Origin of the sequence: Rhodococcus sp. MH15 (assembly GCF_019266045.1) — a bacterium.
Lineage (GTDB): Bacteria > Actinomycetota > Actinomycetes > Mycobacteriales > Mycobacteriaceae > Rhodococcus_F > Rhodococcus_F qingshengii.
Genome location: NZ_LPNP01000061.1, coordinates 913,325 through 935,964, shown reverse-complemented (window position 1 = coordinate 935,964; position 22,640 = coordinate 913,325). Strand labels below are relative to the sequence as shown.

The window sequence follows — 22,640 nt, the reverse complement described above, 5'->3', positions numbered from 1 at the left end:
GGCACCCGGTAGCCTTGAGAACCGTGCATCCCGACGTAATTGCAGACCTGAACGCCCTCGACACCACCCTTCGCACCTGCGAATCGGTTGTGGACGTCGAGGAGCTGCGCCGACGCATCGACGAGCTCGAGCACCAGGCAGCCGACCCGGGTCTGTGGAACGACCAGGAACACGCCCAGCAGGTCACCAGCCAGCTCTCCCACGCGCAGGCCGAGCTACGCCGGATCGTGGCACTACGCGAGCGACTCGACGAGATGCCGATCCTCTACGAACTGGCAGAAGACGAAGGCCCCGACGCGGTGGCCGACGCCGACGCCGAGCGCGCGAGCCTGCGAGACGACATCGCGGCGATGGAAGTCAAGACCATGCTCTCGGGCGAGTACGACGAGCGCGACGCTCTCATCAACATCCGCTCCGGTGCAGGCGGTATCGACGCTGCAGACTGGGCCGAGATGCTCATGCGTATGTACATCCGCTGGGCGGAGAAGCACGACTACGGCGTCGAGGTCTACGACACGTCGTACGCCGAAGAAGCCGGACTCAAGAGCGCGACTTTCGCGATCAAAGGCCCGTACACGTACGGCACGTTGTCCGTCGAGATGGGCACCCACCGGCTCGTTCGCATCAGCCCCTTCGACAACCAGGGGCGTCGTCAGACGTCGTTCGCCGAGGTCGAGGTACTGCCGGTCGTCGAGACGACCGACCACATCGAGATCAACGAGAACGACATCCGCGTCGACGTCTACCGCTCGTCCGGTCCCGGCGGCCAGTCGGTCAACACGACGGACTCCGCCGTTCGACTCACGCACATCCCGACGGGAATCGTCGTCACCTGTCAGAACGAGAAGTCGCAGCTCCAGAACAAGGTGTCGGCGATGCGCGTCTTGCAGGCAAAGCTGCTCGCGGTCAAGCGTCAGGAGGAGCGCGCCGAGATGGATGCGCTCAAGGGCGACAGCGGCAGCTCGTGGGGCAACCAGATGCGCTCCTATGTTCTGCATCCGTACCAGATGGTCAAGGACCTGCGTACCGAGTACGAGGTCAACAACCCGTCGGCAGTGCTCGACGGCGACATCGACGGGTTCCTCGAGGCCGGCATCCGCTGGCGCATGAGCGAGAACCAGTCCGCATAGCGTTCGGATACCGAAAGGCACGATGACTTTACTTCGACCTGGGCAGAACCTGCTCGATTGGCTTCAAACCACCGGTTTGTCCGTCCTCATGACCGTGCTCGGGGCGATGATTCTCGCCCGGTTGGTCAGTTGGGGAGGCAACAAGGTCACCGACCAGATCGACTCCAACTATCAGTTGGGCGATGCGCTGGTTCGTTCCGAGGCGACCAAGCATCGTCACTCGGTCGCGCAGGTCATCACCTGGGTGGTCATCACGTTCATCTACGTGATCGCGACGCTGAAGGTTCTCGACCAACTGAACCTGCCGATCGGCAGTCTCGTCGCGCCGGCGACCGTTCTCGGTGCGGCGCTCGGTTTCGGTGCACAGCGCGTCGTGCAGGACATTCTTGCCGGTTTCTTCATCATCACCGAACGTCAGTACGGCTTCGGTGACACCGTCCGGCTTGCGATCACCGGTTCCTCCGACGACGCCGAGGGTGTCATCGAGGACGTGACCCTGCGCGTGACGCGGATGCGGAACTCCGACGGCGAGGTCATCACCGTTCCCAACGGGCAGATCGTGAAAGCGACCAACCTGTCCAAGGATTGGGCACGCGCCGTCATCGACGTTCCGGTTCCGGCGACCGCCGATCTCACCCGGGTCAACGAGGTGCTTCGCCAGGTCGGAGTCGACGCGATGGCCGACCGCGGACTCAAGAAACTGCTGCTCGACGAGCCCACGGTCATGGGCGTCGAAAGCCTGGAGGTCGATCAGGTCAACGTGCGGATGGTCGCGCGCACACTCCCTGGCAAACAGTTCCAGGTCGGACGCGCTCTTCGCGTCCGCGTCGCCGCAGCACTGCGACGTCAGGGGATCACGGTGTCACCGGATCTGCACACCGTACGGACCGAGGAGGCGAGCGAATGACCGATCAGGAACCGCGCCGCGGACTCGACCGACTGTTTCACCTGGACTGGCTCCCGTCCCGGATTTTCGGCGGCCGGATGCGAACCTCTACCTTCATTCTCATCGTGGCGTGGATATTGACGTATCTGTTGCATACGTATCTCAATCCTGAGGACCCGACCGCAGTGACACCACCGCCCAGCGTGGACACGTCGCAGACCGAGCCTTACGTCGCGCCCTCGGTCAAACCGTCGACGACGACCCCCGTGCCGTCCTCGACCGAGCCGACGACTACGTCCGAGACCCAGTCTCCGGAATCGAGCACGGGCAGCTCAGGTTCTCCGACGCCGACTTCGGGTCCCGCGCCTGCGCCGGGCAACGCCGAACAGTCCGCGACCACGGTGCCGACCACTCCGGCGACGACGACCGTTCCCCAACCTGGCGCGGCGATGCAGGCACCGACGTCTGTGCCGCAGTCACCCGCGACCACCGGTACCGGATAAGGACGAGGGTGCTCGCGCGTGGCGCCAAGGTCACCGTTAGATAACGGCTAGACTGGCTAGTTGTGATCAGCATGAAGAATGTGTCGAAGTCCTACAAGGCCTCCACCAGGCCGGCGCTCGACAAGGTCAGTGTGGAGGTGGAGAAGGGGGAGTTCGTCTTCCTCATCGGCCCCTCCGGCTCCGGCAAATCGACGTTCATGCGGTTGCTGCTCAAGATGGAGTCGCCCACGTCCGGCGACATCGAGGTCGCGGATTTCCACGTCAACAAGTTGGCGGCCCGCCGCGTGCCGAAGCTTCGCCAGAGCATGGGCTGTGTGTTCCAGGACTTCCGCTTGCTTCAGCAGAAGACGGTCTCCGAGAACGTGGCCTTTGCGTTGGAAGTCATCGGCAAGCCCCGCAACGTCATCGCGCGCACTGTGCCCGAGGTTCTCGACATGGTCGGTCTGGCCGGCAAAGCCGATCGACTGCCCACCGAACTTTCCGGCGGTGAGCAGCAGCGCGTCGCCATCGCCCGCGCATTCGTGAACCGCCCTCTCGTGCTGCTCGCCGACGAGCCCACCGGCAACCTGGACCCCGAAACGAGCCAGGACATCATGCTGCTGCTCGAGCGGATCAACCGCACCGGCACCACCGTCGTGATGGCGACCCACGATCACCACATCGTCGACTCCATGCGTCGACGCGTCATCGAACTCGATCTCGGCAAGGTGACCAGAGACGAAGCGCGGGGTGTGTACGGCGTCGGCAGGTAGCGCCGACTACGACCACACGTCCCGTACGCCCACCGGTTGTCGTGAAACAACCGGCCTCTCGAAAAGGAATCGGATTCCCCGATGCGCGCCAGCTTTATTTTCAGCGAAGTCCTGACCGGCCTACGCCGCAACATCACGATGACCATCGCCATGATCTTGACGACGGCGATCTCCCTCGGACTCTTCGGCGGCGGTCTGCTGGTCGTGCAGATGGCAGGCAAGACCCAGCAGATCTTCCTCGAACGCGTCGAGGTGCAGATCTTCCTGACCGACGACATCTCTTCGGCCGATCCCGGTTGCGAGCAGGAGATCTGCAGTTCGTTGCGCAAGGAACTCGAGCAGACTCCGTCCGTCGTCGCGGTTCAGTACCTCAACCGCGAAGACGCCGTGAAGGACGCCACCGAGCGCGTCTTCAAGGACCAGCCCGAACTGGCAGCCCTGGTGAGCCCGGACAGCTTCCCGGCGTCGTTCAAGGTCAAGCTCAGTGACCCGGAGCGGTTCGGCGTCATCAACGACACCTTCGGTTCGAGGCCCGGCGTCGAGAGTGTGCTCAATCAGCGCGAGTTGGTGGACCGACTGTTCAGCGTGCTCGGTGGAGTGCGCAACGCAGCGTTCGCGATCGCGATCGTCCAGGCGATAGCGGCCATCCTGCTCATCGCCAACATGGTCCAGATCGCCGCGTTCACGCGTCGTACCGAGGTCAACATCATGCGGTTGGTCGGCGCGACGCGGTGGTACACCCAGCTTCCGTTCCTCCTCGAAGCCGTCGTGGCGGCCTTGATCGGTGCGGTGCTCGCCATTGCCGGGCTGTTCACGGCGAAGAACGTCTTCATCGACGGGGTCCTGTCCGACGTCTACGAAGCAAACATCGTGGCGCGGATATCCAACAGTGACGTGCTGTTCGTCTCGCCGATCCTCGTACTTGCCGGTGTCGGAATGGCCGCGGTGACGGCGTACGTGACGCTGCGTCTGTACGTCCGCGAATAATCGGTTTGCACGAGCTTCTATGCTGGAACAGCAAGAACCATTCGACAGCAAGACAGCGGACTGAGAGGCCCGGACAGTGAAGGAAAAGGGCCGCAAGGTCATTGCGACCAATCGCAAAGCACGCCACAACTACACGATCATCGACACCTACGAGGCCGGCATCGCTCTCGTCGGGACCGAGGTCAAGAGTCTGCGTGAAGGCAAGGCGTCGCTCGTCGACGCGTTCGCCACGGTGGACAACGGCGAAGTGTGGTTGCGCTCGTTGCACATTCCGGAGTACACGCAAGGCACGTGGAACAACCATTCGCCACGTCGTACCCGAAAGCTCCTGCTGCACAAGCGTGAGATCGAGCACCTCGTCGGCAAGACCCGCGAGGGAAACCAGACGCTGGTCCCGCTGTCGATGTACTTCAACGACGGCAAGGTCAAGGTCGAACTCGCACTGGCAAAGGGTAAGCAGGACTACGACAAGCGCCAGGACATGGCCAAGCGCACCGCCGAGCGCGAGGTGACCCGCGAGCTCGGTCGTCGTATCAAGGGCATGCGCTGACCTCCATCCTGCTTCCCCTCGTGGCGGCAGTTGCCTACGGAGTCAGCGACTTCGTCGGGGGAGTTGCGTCACGACGAGTTGCCGCACTGCGTGTGGTGATCGTCTCGTATCCACTCTCGCTCGTCATCGTTCTGATCGCAGCACCTTTCGTATCCGGGACGCTGACGCCGAACGGTCTGATCTGGGGTGCGATCGCGGGCGTCACGAGTGGTCTGGCGGTCTGGTGGTTCTATCTCGCGCTGGCAACCGGCCCCATGTCGGTGGTCTCGCCGCTGACAGCTGTTCTGGTGGCGGGCATTCCGGTGCTCGTCGGCTTCGCTTTCGGTGAGCGGCCGGGGTTGATCGCGTACCTGGGTATTGCCGTCGCGCTGGTCGCCGTCGTCCTGGTCAGCCGCGAGTCGCCTGACGACACCGCGGGTGAGGTTGCCGGCGGAATCACCCTCCGCTTCACCAGACAAGTGGCTCTTCTGACCGTCGGAAGCGGTGGCGCATTTGCTCTCTCGTTCATCGCACTTCACCAGATCGGCGAGGGCAGCGGGCTGTGGGCGTTGGCCGTATCTCGAGGCGCCGCGACCGTCGTGGTGTGGTTGGTCGCGCTGGCGGCCGGTCACTTCGTTCTCCCACGAGGCGAGCCACTCAAGCTCGCGGTGTACGTCAGCGTCCTCGACGTCGTCGCGAACGGGACGATGATCTACGCCTTCCAAGGCGGAATGCTCTCACTGGTCAGCGTGATCGGTTCGCTGTATCCGGCTGCGACGGTTCTGCTCGCCATGGTGATGCTGGGCGAGCGGGTAAGCCGCGTGCAACAAGCGGGAATGCTGTTGGCGCTGGCGGCAGTCGGCATGATTGCCGTCGCGGGCGCCTAGATTTTTTCGAGTTCCAGCGTTTTCAGTCCTAGCGTTTCAGCCGCGTCTGTCGGCCGGCGCTGCGCGTAGGTGAACCCGCTCGCCCTGTTTTCCGAAGAGGCTGATCGCCTCGGCCGGCCGGCCGTCGGCAGCACTGATGCGGTGCGGGATGTGCGTGTCGAACTCGGCGGCCTCGCCTGCCCCCATGATGAAATCCCGGTCGCCGAGTTGGAGTCGGATGCGCCCGGACAGAACGTAGACCCACTCGTAGCCCTCGTGGGATCCCGGTTCGCGATCGTCGTCGGTGGGCGAGATGATCATCTTGTAGGCCTGCAGATTGCCGGGTTGACTGGTCAGCGGAATGACCGTCATACATCCGACCGTTCGAGGTTCTTCTCGAACGCGGGGGTCCTTGATCTTGCTGTTCACCAGGTCGTCCAACGGGACGCCGTGTGCCTTGGCAATCGGCAGCAGCAACTCCAAGTTGGCTCGGCGAGTACCGGATTCGAGTCTCGACAGTGTGCTGACGCTGATGTCGGTGGTCTCCGACAGGTCGGCCAGGGTCATCTCGGACTGCTGGCGCAACGCACGTAGGCGAGGGCCGATGCCGGCTAGTACGGCTTCGAACGATGGTTCGGTCATGCACTCATTTTGCCAAAGTGGCAACAGTGTTTGTCAAGACTGCGTTCTCTTGTCATTCTGGATTCATGACGCAGAACTCATTCGACGTAGCAGTAATCGGAGCCGGTGCGGCAGGCCTCAACGCCGCACTCATTCTCGGTCAGGCACGCAGGTCCGTGATCGTCTTCGACAACGGATCGCCACGGAACGCGGCCGCCGACCACATGAACGGATTCCTCTCCCGTGACGGCATGAACCCGGCAGAATTGTTGACCATCGGCCGAGGTGAGGTCCGCAAATTCGGCGGCGAGTTCCATGACGGCACCGTTGTCTCCGTGACACCGGACGGCGAGAAATTCTCGGTAGAACTGGCTGGCGGCAGCAAGATTCAGGTGCGCAAGGTGCTTGTTTCGACGGGTCTGACGGACCGCCTACCGGTAGAACTCGAAGTCTTCGGCGAGCGTTGGGGACGCGATGTGTTGCACTGCCCGTACTGCCACGGGTACGGCGTGCGTGATCAGCCGCTCGGCGTGATCGCCAAGAGCGCGGAATTTGCGATGCACCAGGCGCTCATGGTTCGCCAGTGGTCCGATGACGTGGTTCTCTTCCTTCATCGCATCACCGAACTGAGTTCCGAAGATCGGGAAAAGCTTGCGGCTCGCGGTATTTCGATCGTCGAGGGTGAGGTTGCCGGTCCCGTCGTCGAGGATGATCGGTTGGTGGGCGTGCGGTTGGCCGACGGCAGTGTGGTCGCGCGTTCGGCGGTCTTTGTCGGTGGCGCCCTCACGATGGACCCCAACGATGCGATCTTGCGCGCATTCGGTGCGCAGCGCGCCGAGACGATGATGGGCGATTTTGTCACAGTCGACATGATGGGGGCCACAAGCGTGCCCGGCGTGTTCGCTGCGGGCAATGTCGTGGACCCGGGTGCCCAGGTCATCATGGCCGCAGCCGCCGGGGCGAAGGCCGGAGCGGGGATCAACATGATGTTGACCAACGACGACCTCGAGGTTGCACTCGCGCTTCGCAGTTGAATTGTGCGTAGCGTGGGGTGATGGACGCAGTGAGAGTGTTGATCACGGGTGCGACCGGATACATCGGCGGACGTCTTGCCCCTCGCCTGGTCGAAGAGGGTCATCGAGTTCGAGTGGTGGTGCGCAGCCCGGAGAAACTACGCGATGTTCCCTGGCACGATTCCGTGGAGATCAAGCGCGGGGATCTGACCGACAGTGGCACCCTCTCAGGTGTTTTCGACGATATCGACGTGGTCTACTACCTCGTTCACGCCATGGGTGGGGGAGGGTCGTTCTCGGATATCGACAAGCGAAGCGCGGAGAACGTCGCCGCCGCTGCCCACGATGCGGGGGTGCGACGGATCGTCTACCTGGGCGGGCTTCATCCGTCCGACCGAGAGTTGTCGACTCACTTGCAGTCCCGGCTCGAAGTCGGTCGGATCCTGCTCGACTCCGAGGTTCCGACGGTTGTGTTCCAAGCTGGAGTGGTGATCGGATCGGGTTCGGCGTCCTTCGAAATGGTGCGCCACTTGACCAATCGGCTTCCGGTGATGACCACACCCAAGTGGGTGCACAACAACATTCAGCCGATCGCGGTGCGTGACGTACTCCACTATTTGATTGCAGCCGCGGCGACGACGCCGGAGGTCAACCGCGCCTTCGACATCGGTGGGCCGGATGTCATGCAGTACGGCGAAATGATGAACACCTACGCCGACGTCGCTGGATTGGTACGCCGACGCATCCTCGTCCTGCCCGTCCTCACCCCGCGTCTGGCAGGTCACTGGGTGGGATTGGTCACGCCGATCCCACGAGGTTTGGCGATGCCCCTGATCGAATCCCTGCAGAACGACGCGGTGATGCACAATCACGACATCGACGGCTTCATCCCGCCTCCCGCCGAGGGCCTCACGCCGTATCGAGAAGCGGTGCGACTGGCACTTCGAAAGATCGACACCGGTGAGGTGGAGACGGCGTGGTCCGGTGCAACGATCGCGGGCGCTCCATCCGATCCTCTTCCATCCGACCCGGATTGGGCCGGCGAAGCGGTCTACGTCGATCATCGCGAACGTGACTGCGCGGCGGATCCGAAAACCCTCTGGTCGGTGGTCGAGTCGATCGGCGGCGAGAACGGTTGGTATTCATTCCCTTTGGCGTGGGCCATTCGGGGGTGGATGGACCGCGCGGTCGGTGGTGTCGGACTGCGCCGGGGCAGGCGGGATCCACGCCGGCTCAACACGGGCGAAGCCCTGGACTTTTGGAGGGTCGAAGAAATCGATCGAGGCAAGTTGCTCCGATTGCGCGCCGAGATGAAGGTCCCGGGCGGAGCATGGTTGGAGTTGCGAGTATCAGAAGGCCCAGCCGGTGCCGACGGACGGCCGGTGGGTTCCCACCTCGATCAACGCGCGGTCTTCTTCCCTCGCGGGCTCGCGGGTCGGGCGTACTGGTATTCGATCCTGCCTTTCCACGGAGTCGTCTTCCAGGGGATGATCACCAACATCACCGGTGCCGCCGAGCGTGAGATGGCTGCGGTGCAGGAAACGGGTGCAGTGCAGGAAGCGGGTGCAGTGCAGGAAACGGCTGGGCCGAAGGACACGGAAAGTGCCGCCGATTAATTGGTATGACTTCCGAACTTCGGCGCGTTATAGTGAATAGCCCCACGAAAGACGCGGGGCACACACGGGGCTGAACGGTTTCGACTGCGTGTGTTGAGTTAGGGGAAGCGTGTCGGTGCAGGCAAGAGACCACCGTAAGCGTCGCTGCAAACCTATAAGCGCCGATTCCAATCAGCGCGACTACGCTCTCGCTGCCTAAGTAGCGAAGCGTGTCTGTCAGCCCGGGGTTGCCCTCGACCCGGTTCCTGGCATCAGCTAGAGGGCTTTACTGTTCGGCTCGGTCACGGAGTCGAATGGGACATCAAACAGTGACTGGGATCGTCATCCTGGCTTGTTCGCGAGACTGGGAGATCCAAGTAGAGACTTAGCGAACTGCACACGGAGAAGCCCTAGCGATTCAACGTAGGACCCGGGTTCAATTCCCGGCAGCTCCACAACAGGTCGGGCCGGAGAGCACACGCTCTCCGGCCCGACCTTTTTGCTGCCTTTTTGCTGCCTTTTTGCTGCTGTCTTGCTGCGGCACTCTGCTGTGTGGCCCGGGCCTTCTTGCGATCAGGAGCCGAAGAATCCCAGGTCGACCGAGCCGACGAAGCCGGGAGCTTCCTTGGCCAGCGGCTTGCCGTCCAGATCGGCAGGCAATGCAACGCCCAGGCTCTGGAGGATTGTCGGGGTGATGTCGGCGATCGTGTACGAGTCTGTGTTCTTACCGGCCGCGTATCCCGCGCCGCGTGCTATGACGAATGTCGTTGCTTCCGCGGGTGTCTGACCGCCGTGCCCACCGGCGGGCTTGTGCCCGTGATCCGCAGTGACCAGTACAGTCCACTTCTCGCCGGTCTTTGCTGCGCGCTGATCGACGGCATCGACAATCTTGCCCACCTGAGCATCGACCGAGGCGATCGACTCTTCGTACGCAGCGCCGTTGGTGCCGCCGCTATGTCCCGCGCCGTCCACCTGATCGAGTTGGGTGAAGATCAGGTCAGGTCCCTTGTCTGTGATGTCGCGGGCGACGGCGTCTGCCGTCGCAGCGTCGGTGGCCGCTCCGGAACCTGCATCGGCCGTGGTGACGACAACGTCGGCTTTCGGTGTCCCACTGGAGGCGATGTTGTCGATGCCGCCCCAGGTGGAGATCGATTCGGTGAGGAGGGAGGGCTTTGCTGTTTCCAGTCGGGTGAAGACGCTCGGGTAGAGGTCGAAGCGGGCGCCCGCGTACGTGTTGTCCTTGACTCCGTGCTTGGTATCCCAGACTCCGGTCAGGATGGTCGACCACGACGGTCCGGAGATGGTGATGTGGCCGAGGATGGAAGATTCTCCGCTGGTTCCTTCGGCGATCAGCTTCTGGAGACGGGGAGCGTCGGCGGTCTTGATGTGGCTGAGCATAGTGCCGTCGAGGCCGATGACAACTGTCTTCTCGGCGGCCGACGGATTGAGGTCGGACGATCCGGGAATTGCTGCAGCAGTTGCAGTTCCGGCAGCAACAGCGCCGGCGAGGAGGAGTGTGATAGCGGCTGAGGTGCGTGCGATTTTCTTGGTCACGCTAAGCATCTTGCGATAGGACTAGACCAATTGCACTACCTGGATGTGAGGGTTGTCCTGTTGTTCACGGCAGATTCAGATTGGACTAGACCAATGTTTCCTCAGGCGGCCCAACCGTCGAGGATGACGCTGACCGCGTGATCGAGGTGAAGGGGCTCGCCGTCCCATCTTGGGATGATCGCGTCGTCGGGTATGTCTCCGCGCAGTAGGCCATCAGCGAATCCCTCGGTCGGTGGTGCTGGGTCGATGACGTCACCATTGGCGTAAAGGAACTCGAACTTCTGCTCGCCGAGAGCAGTGATCGTGAACTGGCCGTCATGCAGCGCGCGGTGGCAGGTGCCGCACAGCATGATCAGATTGTCCAAGTCCGTATTTCCGCCGCGTCCCCAGAATTTCACGTGATGTGCGTGTAAGAAGCGAGTCCGCCCGCAACCCGGTGTGCGGCAACATCCGTCGCGGTAATTCAATGCCAGCATTTGTTTGGCGCTGACGACGCGGGTCCTTCGGCCCAGATTCAAAACGCATCCCTCCTTTGTCGTTCCCAGGCGAAGTTTCGCGTTGCAGAGCACTTCCTCGGCGGCACTTTGGGGGAGCGCGGGTCCACTCGGTACACGGACGGTGTTCGCTTCGTGGAAGAACACAACTTCGTTCGCGGCGGCCTTGGACGGGCGGTCTGTGACTGCGGCGGTGGCGAGCTCGGCCATCGCGACGAGTCCTGGTCCGATATTTCCGGCCGGGTTCTTTGTAGCCTTCTCGTCGACAGGGCGGATGGCAGCGGTTCGGGTGCGTTCACGTTCCGCCGCCGCCAATGCTGCGAGGATTCGGGCGCCGTCCTGCGCGGGCAGGCGTCCTTTGATGACAAACTCGCCCGTATCCGAGTCCCAATGCCAGCGGACCTGAAGATGTTCGGGCGCTTTGCTTTTGCCGGATTCATTGTCGGTTGCATTACGCAGACCTGCGGCGAGACGATCGATCTGGGCTGCGGGCGCCTCGCATCCGAACCGAACCATCTGCTGTTCGTTTGACGGCGTGGTGACCCGGGTGAGTGCGCGAACCTTCGAGTAGGACAGCCGGCCTTGCTCGAAGGCCTTCCGCATCTCGGGCAAAGGTCGGAGCGCTTTGGCGACGCGAACATATTCCCTGCCGGTGTGCAGGCTCATTCCACATTTCCACGACAGCCAGTGGGCGCATGAATGCAGTCCAGGGCCGGACCAGCCGCGGTCTTCGTCGAATTTTGACAGGAGGGTAAGGAATCGAGCCGTGGCCGCGGCGATCTGGCCGGCGAGAGCGCAGATTTCGGAGCCGAGTTGCTCTACGTCGCTTCGGGTGGAACCCTGCGTTTCTTCATTGATCAGTGCTGCGGTATCGGTCAGTGCTGCGTTCATCGTTGCCCCCCGGCGCGTGTCCGACAATGTTTCGAATGTACGTTCGATAATAGATGCCAGTACCGACACACATCCGTGGATGAGGACGGAAAGCGTCCCCGCGGGGACGTCTAACCGCTGCCGATCGAGTACTCGGCGTAGGTACCGACATCCTCGAAGCCGACGTTTCGATAGAGCTGTGCGCCGTCGCTGGACGCCTGAAGTACAGCGGTTCGGGCACCTCGCTCGCGGGCGATGTCGAGTGCGGCAAGGGTGACCGCCGAGCCGAATCCGCGTCGGCGCGCCGTTTCGAGTGTGACGACCCCGTACAGTCCGGCGACGTCGGCGGCAAAATGGACCTCGGCTCCGGCGACAGGCTGGGAGTTCGCGTATCCCACGACAAACGAACTCCGCGAGCGCTCATCGAGGATGTCATCGGCGGTGTCTTCGAAGAAACGTATTACTGCGGTTGAGGGCGGCGACCAATTGGCGGCCATCACGGCGGCGTAGTCGGCGAGCTGCGAACGAGTCGTCACTCGCTGAACGCACAGTTCTGAAACAGGCGTTGGGCGTGGGACGACGTCCAAGTCTGCCGTCATCGCTCTTTCTTCCTCGGAGCGCACGCAGCCGAGGGCTGACAAGCGAGCGCCGAGGTCAGAGGGCTTGTCGCGCGGACCTGTCCACCAGGAGAACGGACGACCGGTTGCTCGAAGCCACGCGAGTACGTCGAGTAGTCGTCGGTCTTCTTCCGGGCCTTCAGCAGCAGGTACAGCGAAGCGTGCACCAGCGATGATGTTGAAAGTGTCGTCGGTGAGGCCGCTGTCTGCGACGACAACATCTGCAGAGACCGTGACCGATCCCGTCGGCAAGTGTTCATGCAGGTGGCAGGCATGGGATACCAAGTTGGCGTCCATGGCGTCGAGGACATCGCCGACGAGTGCTTCACGATTCACAAAAGAAATTCTACGAACCCCATCCAAATGGTTTTCGGCTCCGAATGCCGTGTATGACGCCCAACCGACGGCAACAGCAGGACGGTGACCAGCACCTGGTGGTGCTAGTGCTGCCTGGAGGAAAGGTATCGAGCCATCGCCCGGCTCGCGCCTGGCATCTGTCCAACCTTCGGATGTGCCCGTTCACCGCTCAGCTTCGCCTCTCCGGTGTCAAAGCGGTGCAGGCTCGCTATCGAGTTCGAGGTTGGAACGGTGCCGAGCGCAGTCCGGTCGTGGACGCCCGCGCCGCACTCGACGCGATAACGAAACGTAATTCACAAGCTCAGGTGATCCTGCTGGGGCACTCGATGGGCGGACGGGTCGCCGCCGAACTATGTGGCGATCCGGCGGTGGTCGGTGTGGTCGCGCTGGCGCCGTGGTGGCCCGATGGAACGTCGGTGAATCTGCGTTCGGACACACCACTGTCAGTCCTTCACGGCACGGCTGACTCCTGGACCGATCCGGAGGTGTCGCGGCGAAAGGTCGACGAACTGCAGGCGTCGGGTAAGAGCGCTGAATGGATCGGCATCGACGGCGCAGGCCACTTCATGCTCCGTCGGGCGGCGACTTGGCATCGCCTCGTCGCGGATGCAATCGCAGGAATGAGTCGCGGGGTAGCCGCAACAAAGATGGGAGAACGACGATGAGTTCCGACAAGCGCAAGGTGGCCGTCGTCGGTAGTGGTGTCGCAGGTCTGACAGCGGCGTGGGTGCTCAGTAAGGACAGTGACGTCACCGTCTACGAAGCGGATTCACGGCTCGGCGGGCACGCGGACACCCATTCGGTCACCGACCCGGAAGGGCGAAGCCTCGCCATCGACACGGGGTTCATCGTCCACAACGATCGCACCTATCCGACATTGTTGCGATTGTTCGCAGAACTCGATGTGCCTACGCAGGAATCCGATATGAGCATGTCGGTCAGGTGTGGGGGTTGCGGACTCGAGTACTCGGGAGGCCAAGGGTTGCGCGGCGTTCTCCCGACGCCGGGGCTCCTTGTCAACGGCAGCTTTCTGTCGATGTTGATGGAGGTCAAGCGCTTCCATCGCCGTGCCCGAGCCCTGCTCGACAACACGGATCCGTCGGCACCCGACCAGACACTGGGGGTGTTTCTGCGCAGCGGCCGGTTCTCCGACTACTTCACCGCTCACTTCATGACTCCGCTCGTGTCGGCAGTCTGGTCGTGTGATCCCGGCTCGGCGCTGAAATATCCCGCGCGGTACCTGTTCTCGTTCCTCGATCACCACGGAATGCTGAGCGTCACTGGATCGCCGACCTGGCGAACAGTCACCGGTGGATCGGGCGAATACGTTCGTCTCGTCGCCAAAAGTATCGGGGATATCCGCCTCAACACGCCGGTGCGCGCAATCCACCGGTTCGATGATCGCGTCGACATTCGTGACGGCGACGACCAGATCCAGACCTTCGACGCAGCCGTGGTCGCAACGCATCCGCAGCAAGCGCTGAAGATTTTGGCGGATCCGACGCCTGTCGAATCCCAGGTCCTCGCCGCAATGCCGTACTCCGTCAACCACACCCAGCTTCACACCGACGAGAATGTGCTGCCCGGCAACACCAATGCGCGCGCGTCGTGGAACTACTACATCCCTGAATGCAACGCGAAGCCGGATCACGTTCTGGTCAGCTACGACATGACGAGGTTGCAGCGGCTCCCGGAGACCGGCCGGCGCTACCTGGTGACGTTGGGGGGAGACGAAATGGTGGCCCCGGACTCGGTGATCGATCAGATGACCTACGAGCATCCGCAGTACACACCCACCTCCGTCGCCGCTCAAGCGCGGCTTCCCGAGTTGGACTCGGACGTGCTCGCGTTTGCCGGTGCGTACCACGGATGGGGCTTCCACGAGGACGGTGCACTCTCTGGCCTGCGTGCCGCCGAACGCGTCGGAGGTCTGTGGCCGTGACTACTCCCATCACGCCGTCCATCGTTCATACGAGCATTCGGCACGTACGAACGGAGCCGTTGCACAACGAGTTCGAGTACCGAAGCTACAGTTGGCTCGTCGACGTCGACGATTTGCCCGAGCTCCCGAAGGCTTTGCGGCCCTTGGCGAAGTTCGACGCCGGGGATCACCTCGGCGACCCCACTCGATCGATTCGTGCCAACGTCGAGACTTTTCTGGCAACCAACGGATTGGAGTTCGCCGGCGGTCGCATCCTCATGCTTACGAACGCGCGTGTGTTCGGCCATGTGTTCAACCCGCTGAGTGTGTTCTGGTGCCTGAACGACGACGGCAGTCAGCGGTGCGTCGTTGCCGAGGTTCACAACACCTACGGCGAGCGGCACTGCTACCTGCTCGAAACCGACGAACGTGGCGCGGTTCGCACGTCCAAAGAGTTCTACGTGTCTCCATTCAACGATCTGGACGGCGAGTACCGGATGCGACTTCCGCTACCCGACACCGCGCTCGCGCTCTCGATAGTTCTGGCCCGTGACGGCAAGGCGCCCTTCGTGGCCACGGTGTCCGGTCGTTGTGTGCCGGCGACGACGCGCGAGATCGTGCGCAGTGCGCTCGCCATCCCGCTGGCTCCGCTCCGAGTCGCCGCGCAGATCAGATTTCAAGGAATCCGGCTGTGGGCCAGGCGCTTACCCATCGTTCCCCGACCGCAACATCACCCGCAGGAGGCAGTGCAATGACCACAACCACTCTCGGCACCGAACCTTCCGCTCACACGATCGAAACCGAGCGGTGGCCGGGCGTCGCCACCGTGCCGAGCGGGCTCAAAGTGCGGGTTGCATCACCGGTTGCCCGCGCCCTGTTCCACAAGGCGGTCGCACGTTTGCCGCTGCGTGTCCAGATGCCCAACGGTGAGTTCTCCGGTGGCGGTAGCCCCGATTCGCCGTTGATGGTCATTCACCGCCCAGACGACTTCGCTGCTCGTGTGGGGGACAGTGGTTTGATCGGATTCGGCGAGTCTTACATGGCGGGCGATTGGGAAGCATCCGACCTCACTGCGGTCCTGGAAGTCTTCGCCTCCCGCGTGGCGACGCTCATTCCCGACTTCCTGCAGCGGCTACGAGGCCTCTACATTCCGAAGCAGCCTCGCAGTGAACGGAATTCGACGCAGAACACGCGCTCGAACATCTCCCGGCACTACGACCTCTCGAACGAGATGTTCGAACTGTTCCTCGACGACACCATGACGTATTCCAGTGCACTCTTCGAGGATCTGTCGGTAGGGGCGACCCCGTCGTGGGACGTGCTCGCAGCGGCGCAGCATCGGAAGATCGATCGACTGCTGGATGGCGCAGGTGTCGGACCCGGTTCGCGAGTGCTCGAAATCGGCACAGGCTGGGGAGAATTGGCGATCCGAGCTGCCCAACGGGGAGCGACGGTGCGCTCGGTGACACTTTCGGTCGAACAGCAGGAATTGGCAGCGAAGCGGATAAGCGCTGCGGGATTGGCAGATCGCGTTCAGGTCGACCTTCTCGACTATCGGCAGGTACAGGGGGAGTACGACGCCGTTGTGTCGGTCGAGATGATCGAGGCCGTCGGCCACCAGTACTGGGGAAGCTACTTCCAGACGATCGACGCCCTGCTGGCGCCGGGTGGGCGCGCGGCGATCCAAGCCATCACGATGCCGCACGATCGAATGCTCGCGACCCGCAACACCTACACCTGGGTGCACAAGTACATCTTCCCCGGCGGATTTCTCCCGTCGGTGCGGGCGATCGAGGACGTCACCGAGCGCATGACAACCCTGCGGGTGCGTGAGCGGATGTCGATGGGCGATCACTACGCGCAGACGTTGCGACTGTGGGACGAGCGATTCAGCGCTCGCACCGACGAGGCGTCCGCGCTCGGGTTCGACGCAGTGTTCGCGCGCATGTGGCATTTCTACCTCTGCTACTCCGAGGCGGGGTTTCGGTCGGGGTATCTCGACGTCCAGCAAATTGTTCTCGATCGGAGGAACCAGCGATGACTGCCACAATGGATCGAACGACACAAGGTACCGGCGTTGCGGGTCGTCTCTCGGACATCCTCAGTCCACTTGTCGGCGGCGAACTTCCGGTGCGGTTGACTGCATGGGACGGCAGCACAGCAGGTCCGGAAGATGCTCCGAAAGTGACGCTCTACAGCCCGAACGTTTTGCGACGCTTGCTCTGGAATCCCGGCGAGTTGGGGGCTGCGCAGGCGTATGTTCTCGGTGAACTCGACGTTGAGGGCGATCTAGGCGATGCACTCACACACGTGTGGAAGGTGTCTGCCGAGCGGGGGCTCGGGTCGATTACCCCGACACCGTCGCTCGTCTTGGCCGCGGTCAAGGCTGCGCGATCCTTCGGTGCTTTCGGGAGACCTTTGGCTCCGCCGGCGTCGCAGGCTCAGGTGAAGGGGCGCCTGCACAGCCTCGCCCGCGACCGCGAGGCGATCGGGCACCACTACGATTTGTCGAACGATTTCTACCAACTGCTCCTCGATGAGAACATGGCGTACTCCTCGGGCTATTGGACTTCCGATGCACCGGACTACACGCTCGAAGACTCACAGACAGACAAGCTGGACCTGGTGTGCCGCAAGGTCGGTCTCGATCGAGCACGAGGCTTGCGGTTTCTCGATGTCGGCTGTGGTTGGGGCTCGCTCAGCCTGCATGCAGCGCGGGAGTACGGCGCCAGGGTTGTCGGAATCACGATCTCGGCGGAGCAGAAGGCTTTTGTCGACGCGAAGGTCCGCGCGCTCGGTTTGGAAGACTGGGTCGAGATTCGCCTCCAAGATTATCGAGAGATTCCAGACGGTCCCTTCGATGCGGTCGCTTCCATCGAGATGGGTGAGCATGTCGGTGAGGACAACTATCCGACCTACGTGAAAGCGCTCCACGACAATGTTATTGCCGGTGGCCGTGTGCTGATTCAGCAGATGTCCCGCACTGGCCCGCACCCCGGGGGAGGTCCGTTCATCGAGTCGTTCATCGCGCCGGACATGTACATGCGGCCCGTCGGTCGCACTGTTGCGATGATCGAGGAAGGTGGACTCGAAGTGCGGGACGTCCACGCCCTGCGTGAGCACTACGTGCGGACCGTCGACGCGTGGATCGAGACCTTCGAATCGAACTGGGATCGCGTCGTGGAACTCGTAGGTGTCGAAGTCGCTCGGGTGTGGCGTCTCTACCTCGTCGGCGGAGGAATGGCATTTCGGGACGGCAGGATGGGCGTCGATCAGATTCTGTCGGTCCGGCCGCACGGTGATGGTCGATCGGGTATGGAACCGGTACGGCCGCAGTGGGTGTCGCGGCGATGAACGGATTCGACTGGGGCGCGTTCGGAGTGGTCACACTCACGAGTCTGCTGGCGATCGCCGTCGGAATGGCGGTGACAGCCACGATCGGTGTACGGATCGGGCGCCACAACGTTGTCGACGTGTCGTGGGGCGCCGGCTTCGTTCTGATCGCGCTCGTGTCCGCGATAGTGGGAACCGGCGACCTCTGGCGCCGGTTGCTGATGCTTGCGCTCGTGGCGATCTGGGGTCTGCGGTTGGCGACGCACATGGCGATTCGATCGCGTGGCAAAGGTGAAGACCCGCGGTACGAAGAAATGCTCGGACGAGCGACGGGTAATCGAACGCTGTATGCGATCCGCAAGATCTATCTCACGCAGGGGATTTCGTTGTGGTTCGTCTCCCTGCCGATCCAGGTCGCAGCAGTGTCGAACGGCAGCTTCGGACTTCTTGTCGTACTCGGAATCGCGCTGTGGATTGTCGGCGTCACGTTCGAGACGGTCGGCGACCGACAGATGGAGGAGTTCAAATCCGATCCGGGCAGCCGTGGCCACATCATGGATCAAGGTTTGTGGGCATGGACGCGGCATCCCAACTATTTCGGCGACGCGTGTGTCTGGTGGGGGATCTTCCTCGTCTCGGCGTCCGTGTGGCCGGGGGTGTTGACCGTCCTCTCACCGATCGCCATGACGTACTTCCTGGTCTTCGCCACCGGAGCGCGGTTGCTCGAGCGACACATGGAACAGCGTCCGGGCTATCGCGAGTATCAGCAGCGGACAAGTTACTTCATTCCTCGCCCGCCGAAAGCCCGCTCCGGGACGTAGGCTCTTTCGGGTGAGGCCAGAGCATGGGTGATCTGAAACTGCCGGCTGCGGTATGCGCGGTTGCGGTCGGCGGAGGGTTGGGCGCGCTCAGCCGCTACGGTCTGGGGGAGCTCTTTCCCCACATCTGGACGACTCTGGTCATCAACGTCGTTGGCTCGTTCGTTCTCGGTGTTCTCGCGGCCCTGCTCGTGCACAACAAGGTTGGGTACCTCTTTCTCGGCACGGGCTTCTGCGGCGGCTTCACCACCTTCTCGTCCTTCGCGGTTCACGCCGTGACGGAGAGTCCGTGGCGATCGATTCTCTATGTTCTCGGGACGTTGATTCCCGCGATCCTCGCTGCAGCACTGGGCAAAGGGCTCGGTGAACGCTGGATCCGCGCGCGGGACGGAGCGTCGGCATGACAGTTCTCCTGGTGGCGCTCGGCGGCGGCGCTGGTGCGAGTGGCCGGTACCTGTTGGCGCGGTATGTGCCCGCGTACAAGGGATTTCCGGCTGCGACGTTCGCCGCGAACGTGATCGGCTGCTTCCTCCTTGGATTGTTCACCGGGGCAGCTCTTTCCACCGAGATGGCCGCACTTCTGGCGACCGGCTTCTGCGGCGGCTTGTCCACCTATTCGACCTTCGCGACCGAGAACGTCGGGATGATCGAGAGGCGCCAGACGGCGCTTTCTCTGATCTACATCATCCTCAGTCTGATCGTGGGACTGTCCGCTGCGTGGTTGGGAATCCAGATCACGGATTGACGGATCCGGCGCCGAGCGTGCACGCCACGCGGCCAGGGTAGACAATTGTCCACAGTCGCGTCGACACAGTGGTCGACCACCGGGCCGAGGGGGATTCGTGGCGCACGAACGAGCAGGACAAGTGGCTCTGCCAGAGGATCTGATCAATGTTCCTCATCTGGTCACCGCGTATTACACGCGCACTCCGGATCCCGAGAACCCGATGCAGCAGGTACTTTTCGGCACTTCAGGACATCGCGGTTCCAGTCTCGACTCGGCGTTCAACGAAGCTCATATCCTGGCGACAACCCAGGCGATCGTCGAGTACCGCGCTTCGCAGGGAATCGACGGCCCGCTGTTCATCGGCCGGGACACACATGCGCTCTCGGAGCCTGCCTGGCTGTCGGCCTTGGAGGTCCTGGTCGCCAACGACGTCGTCGTCCTCGTCGATTCACGCGACGCCTACACTCCCACCCCGGCTGTCAGTCACGCGATCTTGCGATACAACTCGACGGGTCCGGAGGCCAAAGCCGACGGCATCGTCGTGACACCGTCACACAATCCGCCTCGTGACGGTGGCTTCAAATACAACCCGCCGCACGGCGGGCCCGCGGACACGGATGCGACGTCGGTTATCGCCGATCGAGCGAACGAGCTACTGCGCAAGGGGCTTTCCGGGGTACGGCGTGTGACGGCGGCACAAGCGCTGGACCGCGTCGAACGCTACGACTTCCTCCGCTACTACGTCGAAGACCTCCCCAGTGTCCTCGACCTCGACGCGATCCGCGATGCCGGAATCACGATCGGTGCAGACCCCCTCGGCGGGGCAAGCGTCGACTACTGGGGCGCGATTGCCGAAACTCACCGACTCGACCTCGAAGTGGTGAATCCTCTCGTCGATCCGACCTGGCGGTTCATGACGCTCGATACGGACGGCAAGATCCGCATGGACTGCTCGTCGCCCGACGCGATGGCGTCGCTGATCGGGATTCGGGATCGCTACGACATCGCGACCGGAAACGATGCGGACTCCGACCGCCACGGCATCGTCACTCCCGACGGCGGTTTGATGAACCCGAATCACTATCTGGCCATTGCCATCGAGTACCTGTTCGCGAACCGGCCAGGTTGGGGCGCAGATACCAAGGTCGGCAAGACCCTCGTGAGTTCCTCGATGATCGACCGTGTCGTGAGCAGCCTGGGCCGCGAATTGCTCGAGGTTCCGGTCGGTTTCAAGTGGTTCGTTCCCGGATTGCTCGACGGGTCTGTGGGATTCGGCGGCGAGGAAAGCGCCGGCGCGTCCTTCCTCCGACACGACGGTTCCGTCTGGACGACGGACAAGGACGGCATCATCCTTGCGTTGCTCGCGTCGGAAATCACCGCGGTGACGGGAAAGTCTCCGTCAGCGCACTACGCCGCGTTGGCCGAGAAGTTCGGGAGCCCGGCGTACGCACGGATCGATGCGCCCGCGACACGCGCACAGAAGGCAGTCTTGGCAAAACTGTCTCCCGACCAGGTGAGTGCAACCGAGCTGGCGGGTGAACCGATCACCGCGACACTGACTGCCGCGCCCGGAAACGGCGCGGCGATCGGTGGTCTCAAGGTGACGACGGAGAACGCATGGTTTGCAGCGAGGCCGTCCGGCACGGAGGACGTGTACAAGATCTATGCCGAGTCGATGAAGGGCGCCGATCATCTGGCTCAGGTTCAGGCAGCGGCCAAGGACTTGGTGTCCAGCGTCTTGAAGGCGAACTAGCCCGCGGACCGCTCATGTCGCCCGGCTAGAATTCCGGGCGACATGAAAACTCGTGCAGCCAAGCTGCCACAGGAAATTTGGGTACTGGTCGCCGCCAGCTTCGTCATCGCCCTCGGATTCGGGTTGGTCGCCCCGGCACTACCTCAGTTCGCACGCAGCTTCGATGTATCGGTCACCGCCGCCACGATCGTGATCTCGTCTTTCGCTTTCATGCGGTTGGTGTTCGCGCCGATGAGCGGCACTTTGGTACAGAAACTCGGTGAGCGTCCGGTCTACATCGTCGGCCTTTTGATCGTCGCGGTCTCGACCGGTGCGTGCGCTTTCGCGGGGGAGTACTGGCAACTTCTGCTGTTCCGGTCGTTGGGCGGCATCGGGTCGACCATGTTCACGGTGTCGGCCCTCGGGCTGATCATTCGCATGTCACCGCCGGACAGTCGCGGCCGCGTGTCGGGTCTGTACGCGACGAGCTTTCTCATGGGATCGATCGGCGGCCCGCTGGTCGGCGGTGCGCTGTTGCAGTTCGGTCTGCGGATGCCGTTCATCATCTACGCAATTGCGTTGGTGATCGCCGCGCTCGTTGTCTTCGTGAGCCTGCGTGGATCTCATTTGGCGTCACCGGACAAGGCTGTCGATGTGAAGTCGATGACTCTCACAGAAGGCCTCCAGTCTCCGGTGTACCGGGCAGCGCTCGGATCGAATCTCGCCTTCGGCGGCGTGATCTTCGGAGTTCGCGTTGCCATGGTTCCCCTGTTCGTCGTCGAGTTCCTCGGCCGAGACCCCTCGATTGCGGCCTACGCCCTGACGATCTTCGCCGTCGGCAATGCGCTGGTGTTGATCGTGTCCGGACGACTCTCCGACCGCTTCGGACGCAAGCCCTTTGTCGTGAGCGGTCTGCTCATCTGTGGTCTGGGAACCATCGCAATGGGATTCACCGACAACCTCGTGGTGTTCTTCGCCATCGCCGCAGTGACTGGTGTCGGCTCCGGGCTCATGAGTCCGGCCCAGCAGGCCGCGGTTGCCGATGTTGTCGGATCGACGGCCCGAGGCGGACCCGTTCTGGCGGTATTCCAGATGATGTCCGACATCGGTGGGGTAGTGGCGCCGATTTGTGCCGGGCTGATCGCCCAACATGTTTCGTACTCGGCGGCCTTCGCAGTGATGGGAGCCGTCGTTGTCGTGTCGGCGACGGGGTGGCTGTTCGTCCCGTCGCGAACGAAGCCTGTCGAATCCGTTGTAGAAGATCTGACTGATGTGACGGTGCTAACGGATACTCCTGCGCGGATAAACCTGGACTGACCGGGCATTCTGTACTCT

At 62.6% G+C, this 22,640-nt stretch carries 23 protein-coding genes and 1 other RNA gene; 20 read left to right on the top strand and 4 right to left on the bottom strand.

Annotated features, from left to right (window positions below; genetic code table 11):
• Nucleotides 1-23: 23 nt before the first annotated feature.
• The 7 genes from prfB to ATN37_RS12300 all read left to right on the top strand — a co-directional run bounded on the left by prfB (nt 24) and on the right by ATN37_RS12300 (nt 5,674).
• On the top strand, nt 24-1,130 hold the full coding sequence (gene prfB / locus ATN37_RS12330; RefSeq protein ID WP_003942364.1) for a peptide chain release factor 2: 1,107 nt from the start codon (nt 24-26) through the stop codon (nt 1,128-1,130).
• A gap of 22 nt (nt 1,131-1,152) precedes the next feature.
• Nucleotides 1,153-2,037 carry a mechanosensitive ion channel family protein gene (locus tag ATN37_RS12325; RefSeq protein ID WP_003942304.1) on the top strand — a complete coding sequence of 295 codons (885 nt, stop codon included), beginning with the start codon at nt 1,153-1,155 and terminating at the stop codon, nt 2,035-2,037.
• Nucleotides 2,034-2,519 (top strand): hypothetical protein, encoded by a 486-nt coding sequence (locus ATN37_RS12320; RefSeq protein WP_007731286.1) that lies wholly within the window; start codon nt 2,034-2,036, stop codon nt 2,517-2,519. Before ATN37_RS12325 ends, ATN37_RS12320 begins: the two co-directional genes overlap by 4 nt.
• A gap of 71 nt (nt 2,520-2,590) precedes the next feature.
• A complete protein-coding gene (gene ftsE / locus ATN37_RS12315; RefSeq protein ID WP_020969258.1) occupies nt 2,591-3,271 on the top strand; it encodes a cell division ATP-binding protein FtsE in 681 nt (226 codons plus the stop codon).
• An 81-nt stretch (nt 3,272-3,352) separates the two neighbouring features.
• A complete protein-coding gene (ftsX, locus tag ATN37_RS12310; RefSeq protein WP_003942367.1) occupies nt 3,353-4,258 on the top strand; it encodes a permease-like cell division protein FtsX in 906 nt (301 codons plus the stop codon).
• A gap of 76 nt (nt 4,259-4,334) precedes the next feature.
• Nucleotides 4,335-4,808: an SsrA-binding protein SmpB gene (gene smpB, locus ATN37_RS12305; RefSeq protein WP_003942330.1), complete on the top strand. Its 474-nt coding sequence runs from the start codon at nt 4,335-4,337 to the stop codon at nt 4,806-4,808.
• 8 nt (nt 4,809-4,816) lie between these two features.
• A complete protein-coding gene (locus ATN37_RS12300) occupies nt 4,817-5,674 on the top strand; it encodes a DMT family transporter (protein ID WP_218695296.1) in 858 nt (285 codons plus the stop codon).
• Between the two features lie 36 nt (nt 5,675-5,710).
• Here ATN37_RS12300 and ATN37_RS12295 read toward each other — a convergent pair whose 3' ends face one another.
• Nucleotides 5,711-6,295, bottom strand: a complete 585-nt coding sequence (locus ATN37_RS12295) for a helix-turn-helix domain-containing protein (protein ID WP_042450077.1) — start codon at nt 6,293-6,295, stop codon at nt 5,711-5,713.
• A gap of 65 nt (nt 6,296-6,360) precedes the next feature.
• Between ATN37_RS12295 and ATN37_RS12290 the strand changes: the two genes are divergently transcribed.
• The 3 genes from ATN37_RS12290 (at nt 6,361) to ssrA (ending at nt 9,340) form a co-directional block, all read left to right on the top strand.
• Nucleotides 6,361-7,308, top strand: coding sequence for an NAD(P)/FAD-dependent oxidoreductase (locus ATN37_RS12290; protein WP_158170455.1), 948 nt, complete (start codon nt 6,361-6,363; stop codon nt 7,306-7,308).
• A 20-nt stretch (nt 7,309-7,328) separates the two neighbouring features.
• Nucleotides 7,329-8,903, top strand: coding sequence for an SDR family oxidoreductase (locus ATN37_RS12285; protein ID WP_218695195.1), 1,575 nt, complete (start codon nt 7,329-7,331; stop codon nt 8,901-8,903).
• Nucleotides 8,904-8,969: 66 nt separating this feature from the next.
• Nucleotides 8,970-9,340, top strand: a transfer-messenger RNA (tmRNA) gene (gene ssrA, locus ATN37_RS12280).
• A 115-nt stretch (nt 9,341-9,455) separates the two neighbouring features.
• Here ssrA and ATN37_RS12275 read toward each other — a convergent pair.
• The 3 genes from ATN37_RS12275 to ATN37_RS12265 form a co-directional block, all read right to left on the bottom strand.
• The gene (locus ATN37_RS12275) at nt 9,456-10,436 is read right to left on the bottom strand and encodes an alkaline phosphatase family protein (protein ID WP_218695193.1); all 981 of its coding nucleotides are present in this window, start codon (nt 10,434-10,436) and stop codon (nt 9,456-9,458) included.
• Nucleotides 10,437-10,537: 101 nt separating this feature from the next.
• Entirely contained in the window at nt 10,538-11,890 is a 1,353-nt protein-coding gene (locus ATN37_RS12270) for a DUF222 domain-containing protein (protein WP_308125207.1), read from the bottom strand.
• Between the two features lie 41 nt (nt 11,891-11,931).
• Nucleotides 11,932-12,753 (bottom strand): GNAT family N-acetyltransferase, encoded by an 822-nt coding sequence (locus ATN37_RS12265; protein WP_080961234.1) that lies wholly within the window; start codon nt 12,751-12,753, stop codon nt 11,932-11,934.
• Between the two features lie 53 nt (nt 12,754-12,806).
• Here ATN37_RS12265 and ATN37_RS12260 point away from each other — a divergent pair, with 53 nt between their 5' ends.
• From ATN37_RS12260 to ATN37_RS12215, 10 genes are all read left to right on the top strand, one after another.
• A complete protein-coding gene (locus ATN37_RS12260) occupies nt 12,807-13,439 on the top strand; it encodes a dienelactone hydrolase family protein (protein WP_054187610.1) in 633 nt (210 codons plus the stop codon).
• A complete protein-coding gene (locus tag ATN37_RS12255) occupies nt 13,436-14,716 on the top strand; it encodes an NAD(P)/FAD-dependent oxidoreductase (protein WP_218695190.1) in 1,281 nt (426 codons plus the stop codon). The genes ATN37_RS12260 and ATN37_RS12255 overlap by 4 nt, the downstream gene beginning before the upstream one ends.
• Nucleotides 14,707-15,450, top strand: a complete 744-nt coding sequence (locus ATN37_RS12250) for a DUF1365 domain-containing protein (protein ID WP_218695188.1) — start codon at nt 14,707-14,709, stop codon at nt 15,448-15,450. Before ATN37_RS12255 ends, ATN37_RS12250 begins: the two co-directional genes overlap by 10 nt.
• The gene (locus ATN37_RS12245) at nt 15,447-16,736 is read left to right on the top strand and encodes a cyclopropane-fatty-acyl-phospholipid synthase family protein (protein WP_003942339.1); all 1,290 of its coding nucleotides are present in this window, start codon (nt 15,447-15,449) and stop codon (nt 16,734-16,736) included. The genes ATN37_RS12250 and ATN37_RS12245 overlap by 4 nt, the downstream gene beginning before the upstream one ends.
• Complete coding sequence (locus ATN37_RS12240; protein WP_218695186.1) at nt 16,733-18,049, top strand: class I SAM-dependent methyltransferase; 1,317 nt, start codon at nt 16,733-16,735, stop codon at nt 18,047-18,049. The genes ATN37_RS12245 and ATN37_RS12240 overlap by 4 nt, the downstream gene beginning before the upstream one ends.
• Nucleotides 18,046-18,849 (top strand): DUF1295 domain-containing protein, encoded by an 804-nt coding sequence (locus ATN37_RS12235; protein ID WP_037130102.1) that lies wholly within the window; start codon nt 18,046-18,048, stop codon nt 18,847-18,849. The genes ATN37_RS12240 and ATN37_RS12235 overlap by 4 nt, the downstream gene beginning before the upstream one ends.
• A 23-nt stretch (nt 18,850-18,872) precedes the next feature.
• Entirely contained in the window at nt 18,873-19,250 is a 378-nt protein-coding gene (locus tag ATN37_RS12230) for a CrcB family protein (RefSeq protein ID WP_007731302.1), read from the top strand.
• Nucleotides 19,247-19,591, top strand: a complete 345-nt coding sequence (gene crcB, locus ATN37_RS12225) for a fluoride efflux transporter CrcB (RefSeq protein ID WP_218695184.1) — start codon at nt 19,247-19,249, stop codon at nt 19,589-19,591. Before ATN37_RS12230 ends, crcB begins: the two co-directional genes overlap by 4 nt.
• A 97-nt stretch (nt 19,592-19,688) precedes the next feature.
• Entirely contained in the window at nt 19,689-21,326 is a 1,638-nt protein-coding gene (gene pgm, locus ATN37_RS12220) for a phosphoglucomutase (alpha-D-glucose-1,6-bisphosphate-dependent) (RefSeq protein ID WP_218695183.1), read from the top strand.
• Between the two features lie 42 nt (nt 21,327-21,368).
• A complete protein-coding gene (locus tag ATN37_RS12215) occupies nt 21,369-22,622 on the top strand; it encodes an MFS transporter (protein WP_218695181.1) in 1,254 nt (417 codons plus the stop codon).
• Nucleotides 22,623-22,640: the final 18 nt, after the last annotated feature.

Coding starts and splice junctions, on each gene's coding strand:
- ATN37_RS12255 (WP_218695190.1), top strand. CDS start 13,436: ATGAGTTCCGACAAGCGCAAGGTGGCCGTCGTCGGTAGTGGTGTCGCA.
- ATN37_RS12240 (WP_218695186.1), top strand. CDS start 16,733: ATGACTGCCACAATGGATCGAACGACACAAGGTACCGGCGTTGCGGGT.
- ATN37_RS12285 (WP_218695195.1), top strand. CDS start 7,329: ATGGACGCAGTGAGAGTGTTGATCACGGGTGCGACCGGATACATCGGC.
- crcB (WP_218695184.1), top strand. CDS start 19,247: ATGACAGTTCTCCTGGTGGCGCTCGGCGGCGGCGCTGGTGCGAGTGGC.
- ATN37_RS12290 (WP_158170455.1), top strand. CDS start 6,361: ATGACGCAGAACTCATTCGACGTAGCAGTAATCGGAGCCGGTGCGGCA.
- ATN37_RS12230 (WP_007731302.1), top strand. CDS start 18,873: ATGGGTGATCTGAAACTGCCGGCTGCGGTATGCGCGGTTGCGGTCGGC.
- ATN37_RS12215 (WP_218695181.1), top strand. CDS start 21,369: ATGAAAACTCGTGCAGCCAAGCTGCCACAGGAAATTTGGGTACTGGTC.
- ftsX (WP_003942367.1), top strand. CDS start 3,353: ATGCGCGCCAGCTTTATTTTCAGCGAAGTCCTGACCGGCCTACGCCGC.
- ftsE (WP_020969258.1), top strand. CDS start 2,591: ATGAAGAATGTGTCGAAGTCCTACAAGGCCTCCACCAGGCCGGCGCTC.
- ATN37_RS12245 (WP_003942339.1), top strand. CDS start 15,447: ATGACCACAACCACTCTCGGCACCGAACCTTCCGCTCACACGATCGAA.
- ATN37_RS12295 (WP_042450077.1), bottom strand. CDS start 6,295: ATGACCGAACCATCGTTCGAAGCCGTACTAGCCGGCATCGGCCCTCGC.
- ATN37_RS12260 (WP_054187610.1), top strand. CDS start 12,807: ATGACGCCCAACCGACGGCAACAGCAGGACGGTGACCAGCACCTGGTG.
- ATN37_RS12235 (WP_037130102.1), top strand. CDS start 18,046: ATGAACGGATTCGACTGGGGCGCGTTCGGAGTGGTCACACTCACGAGT.
- ATN37_RS12320 (WP_007731286.1), top strand. CDS start 2,034: ATGACCGATCAGGAACCGCGCCGCGGACTCGACCGACTGTTTCACCTG.
- ATN37_RS12325 (WP_003942304.1), top strand. CDS start 1,153: ATGACTTTACTTCGACCTGGGCAGAACCTGCTCGATTGGCTTCAAACC.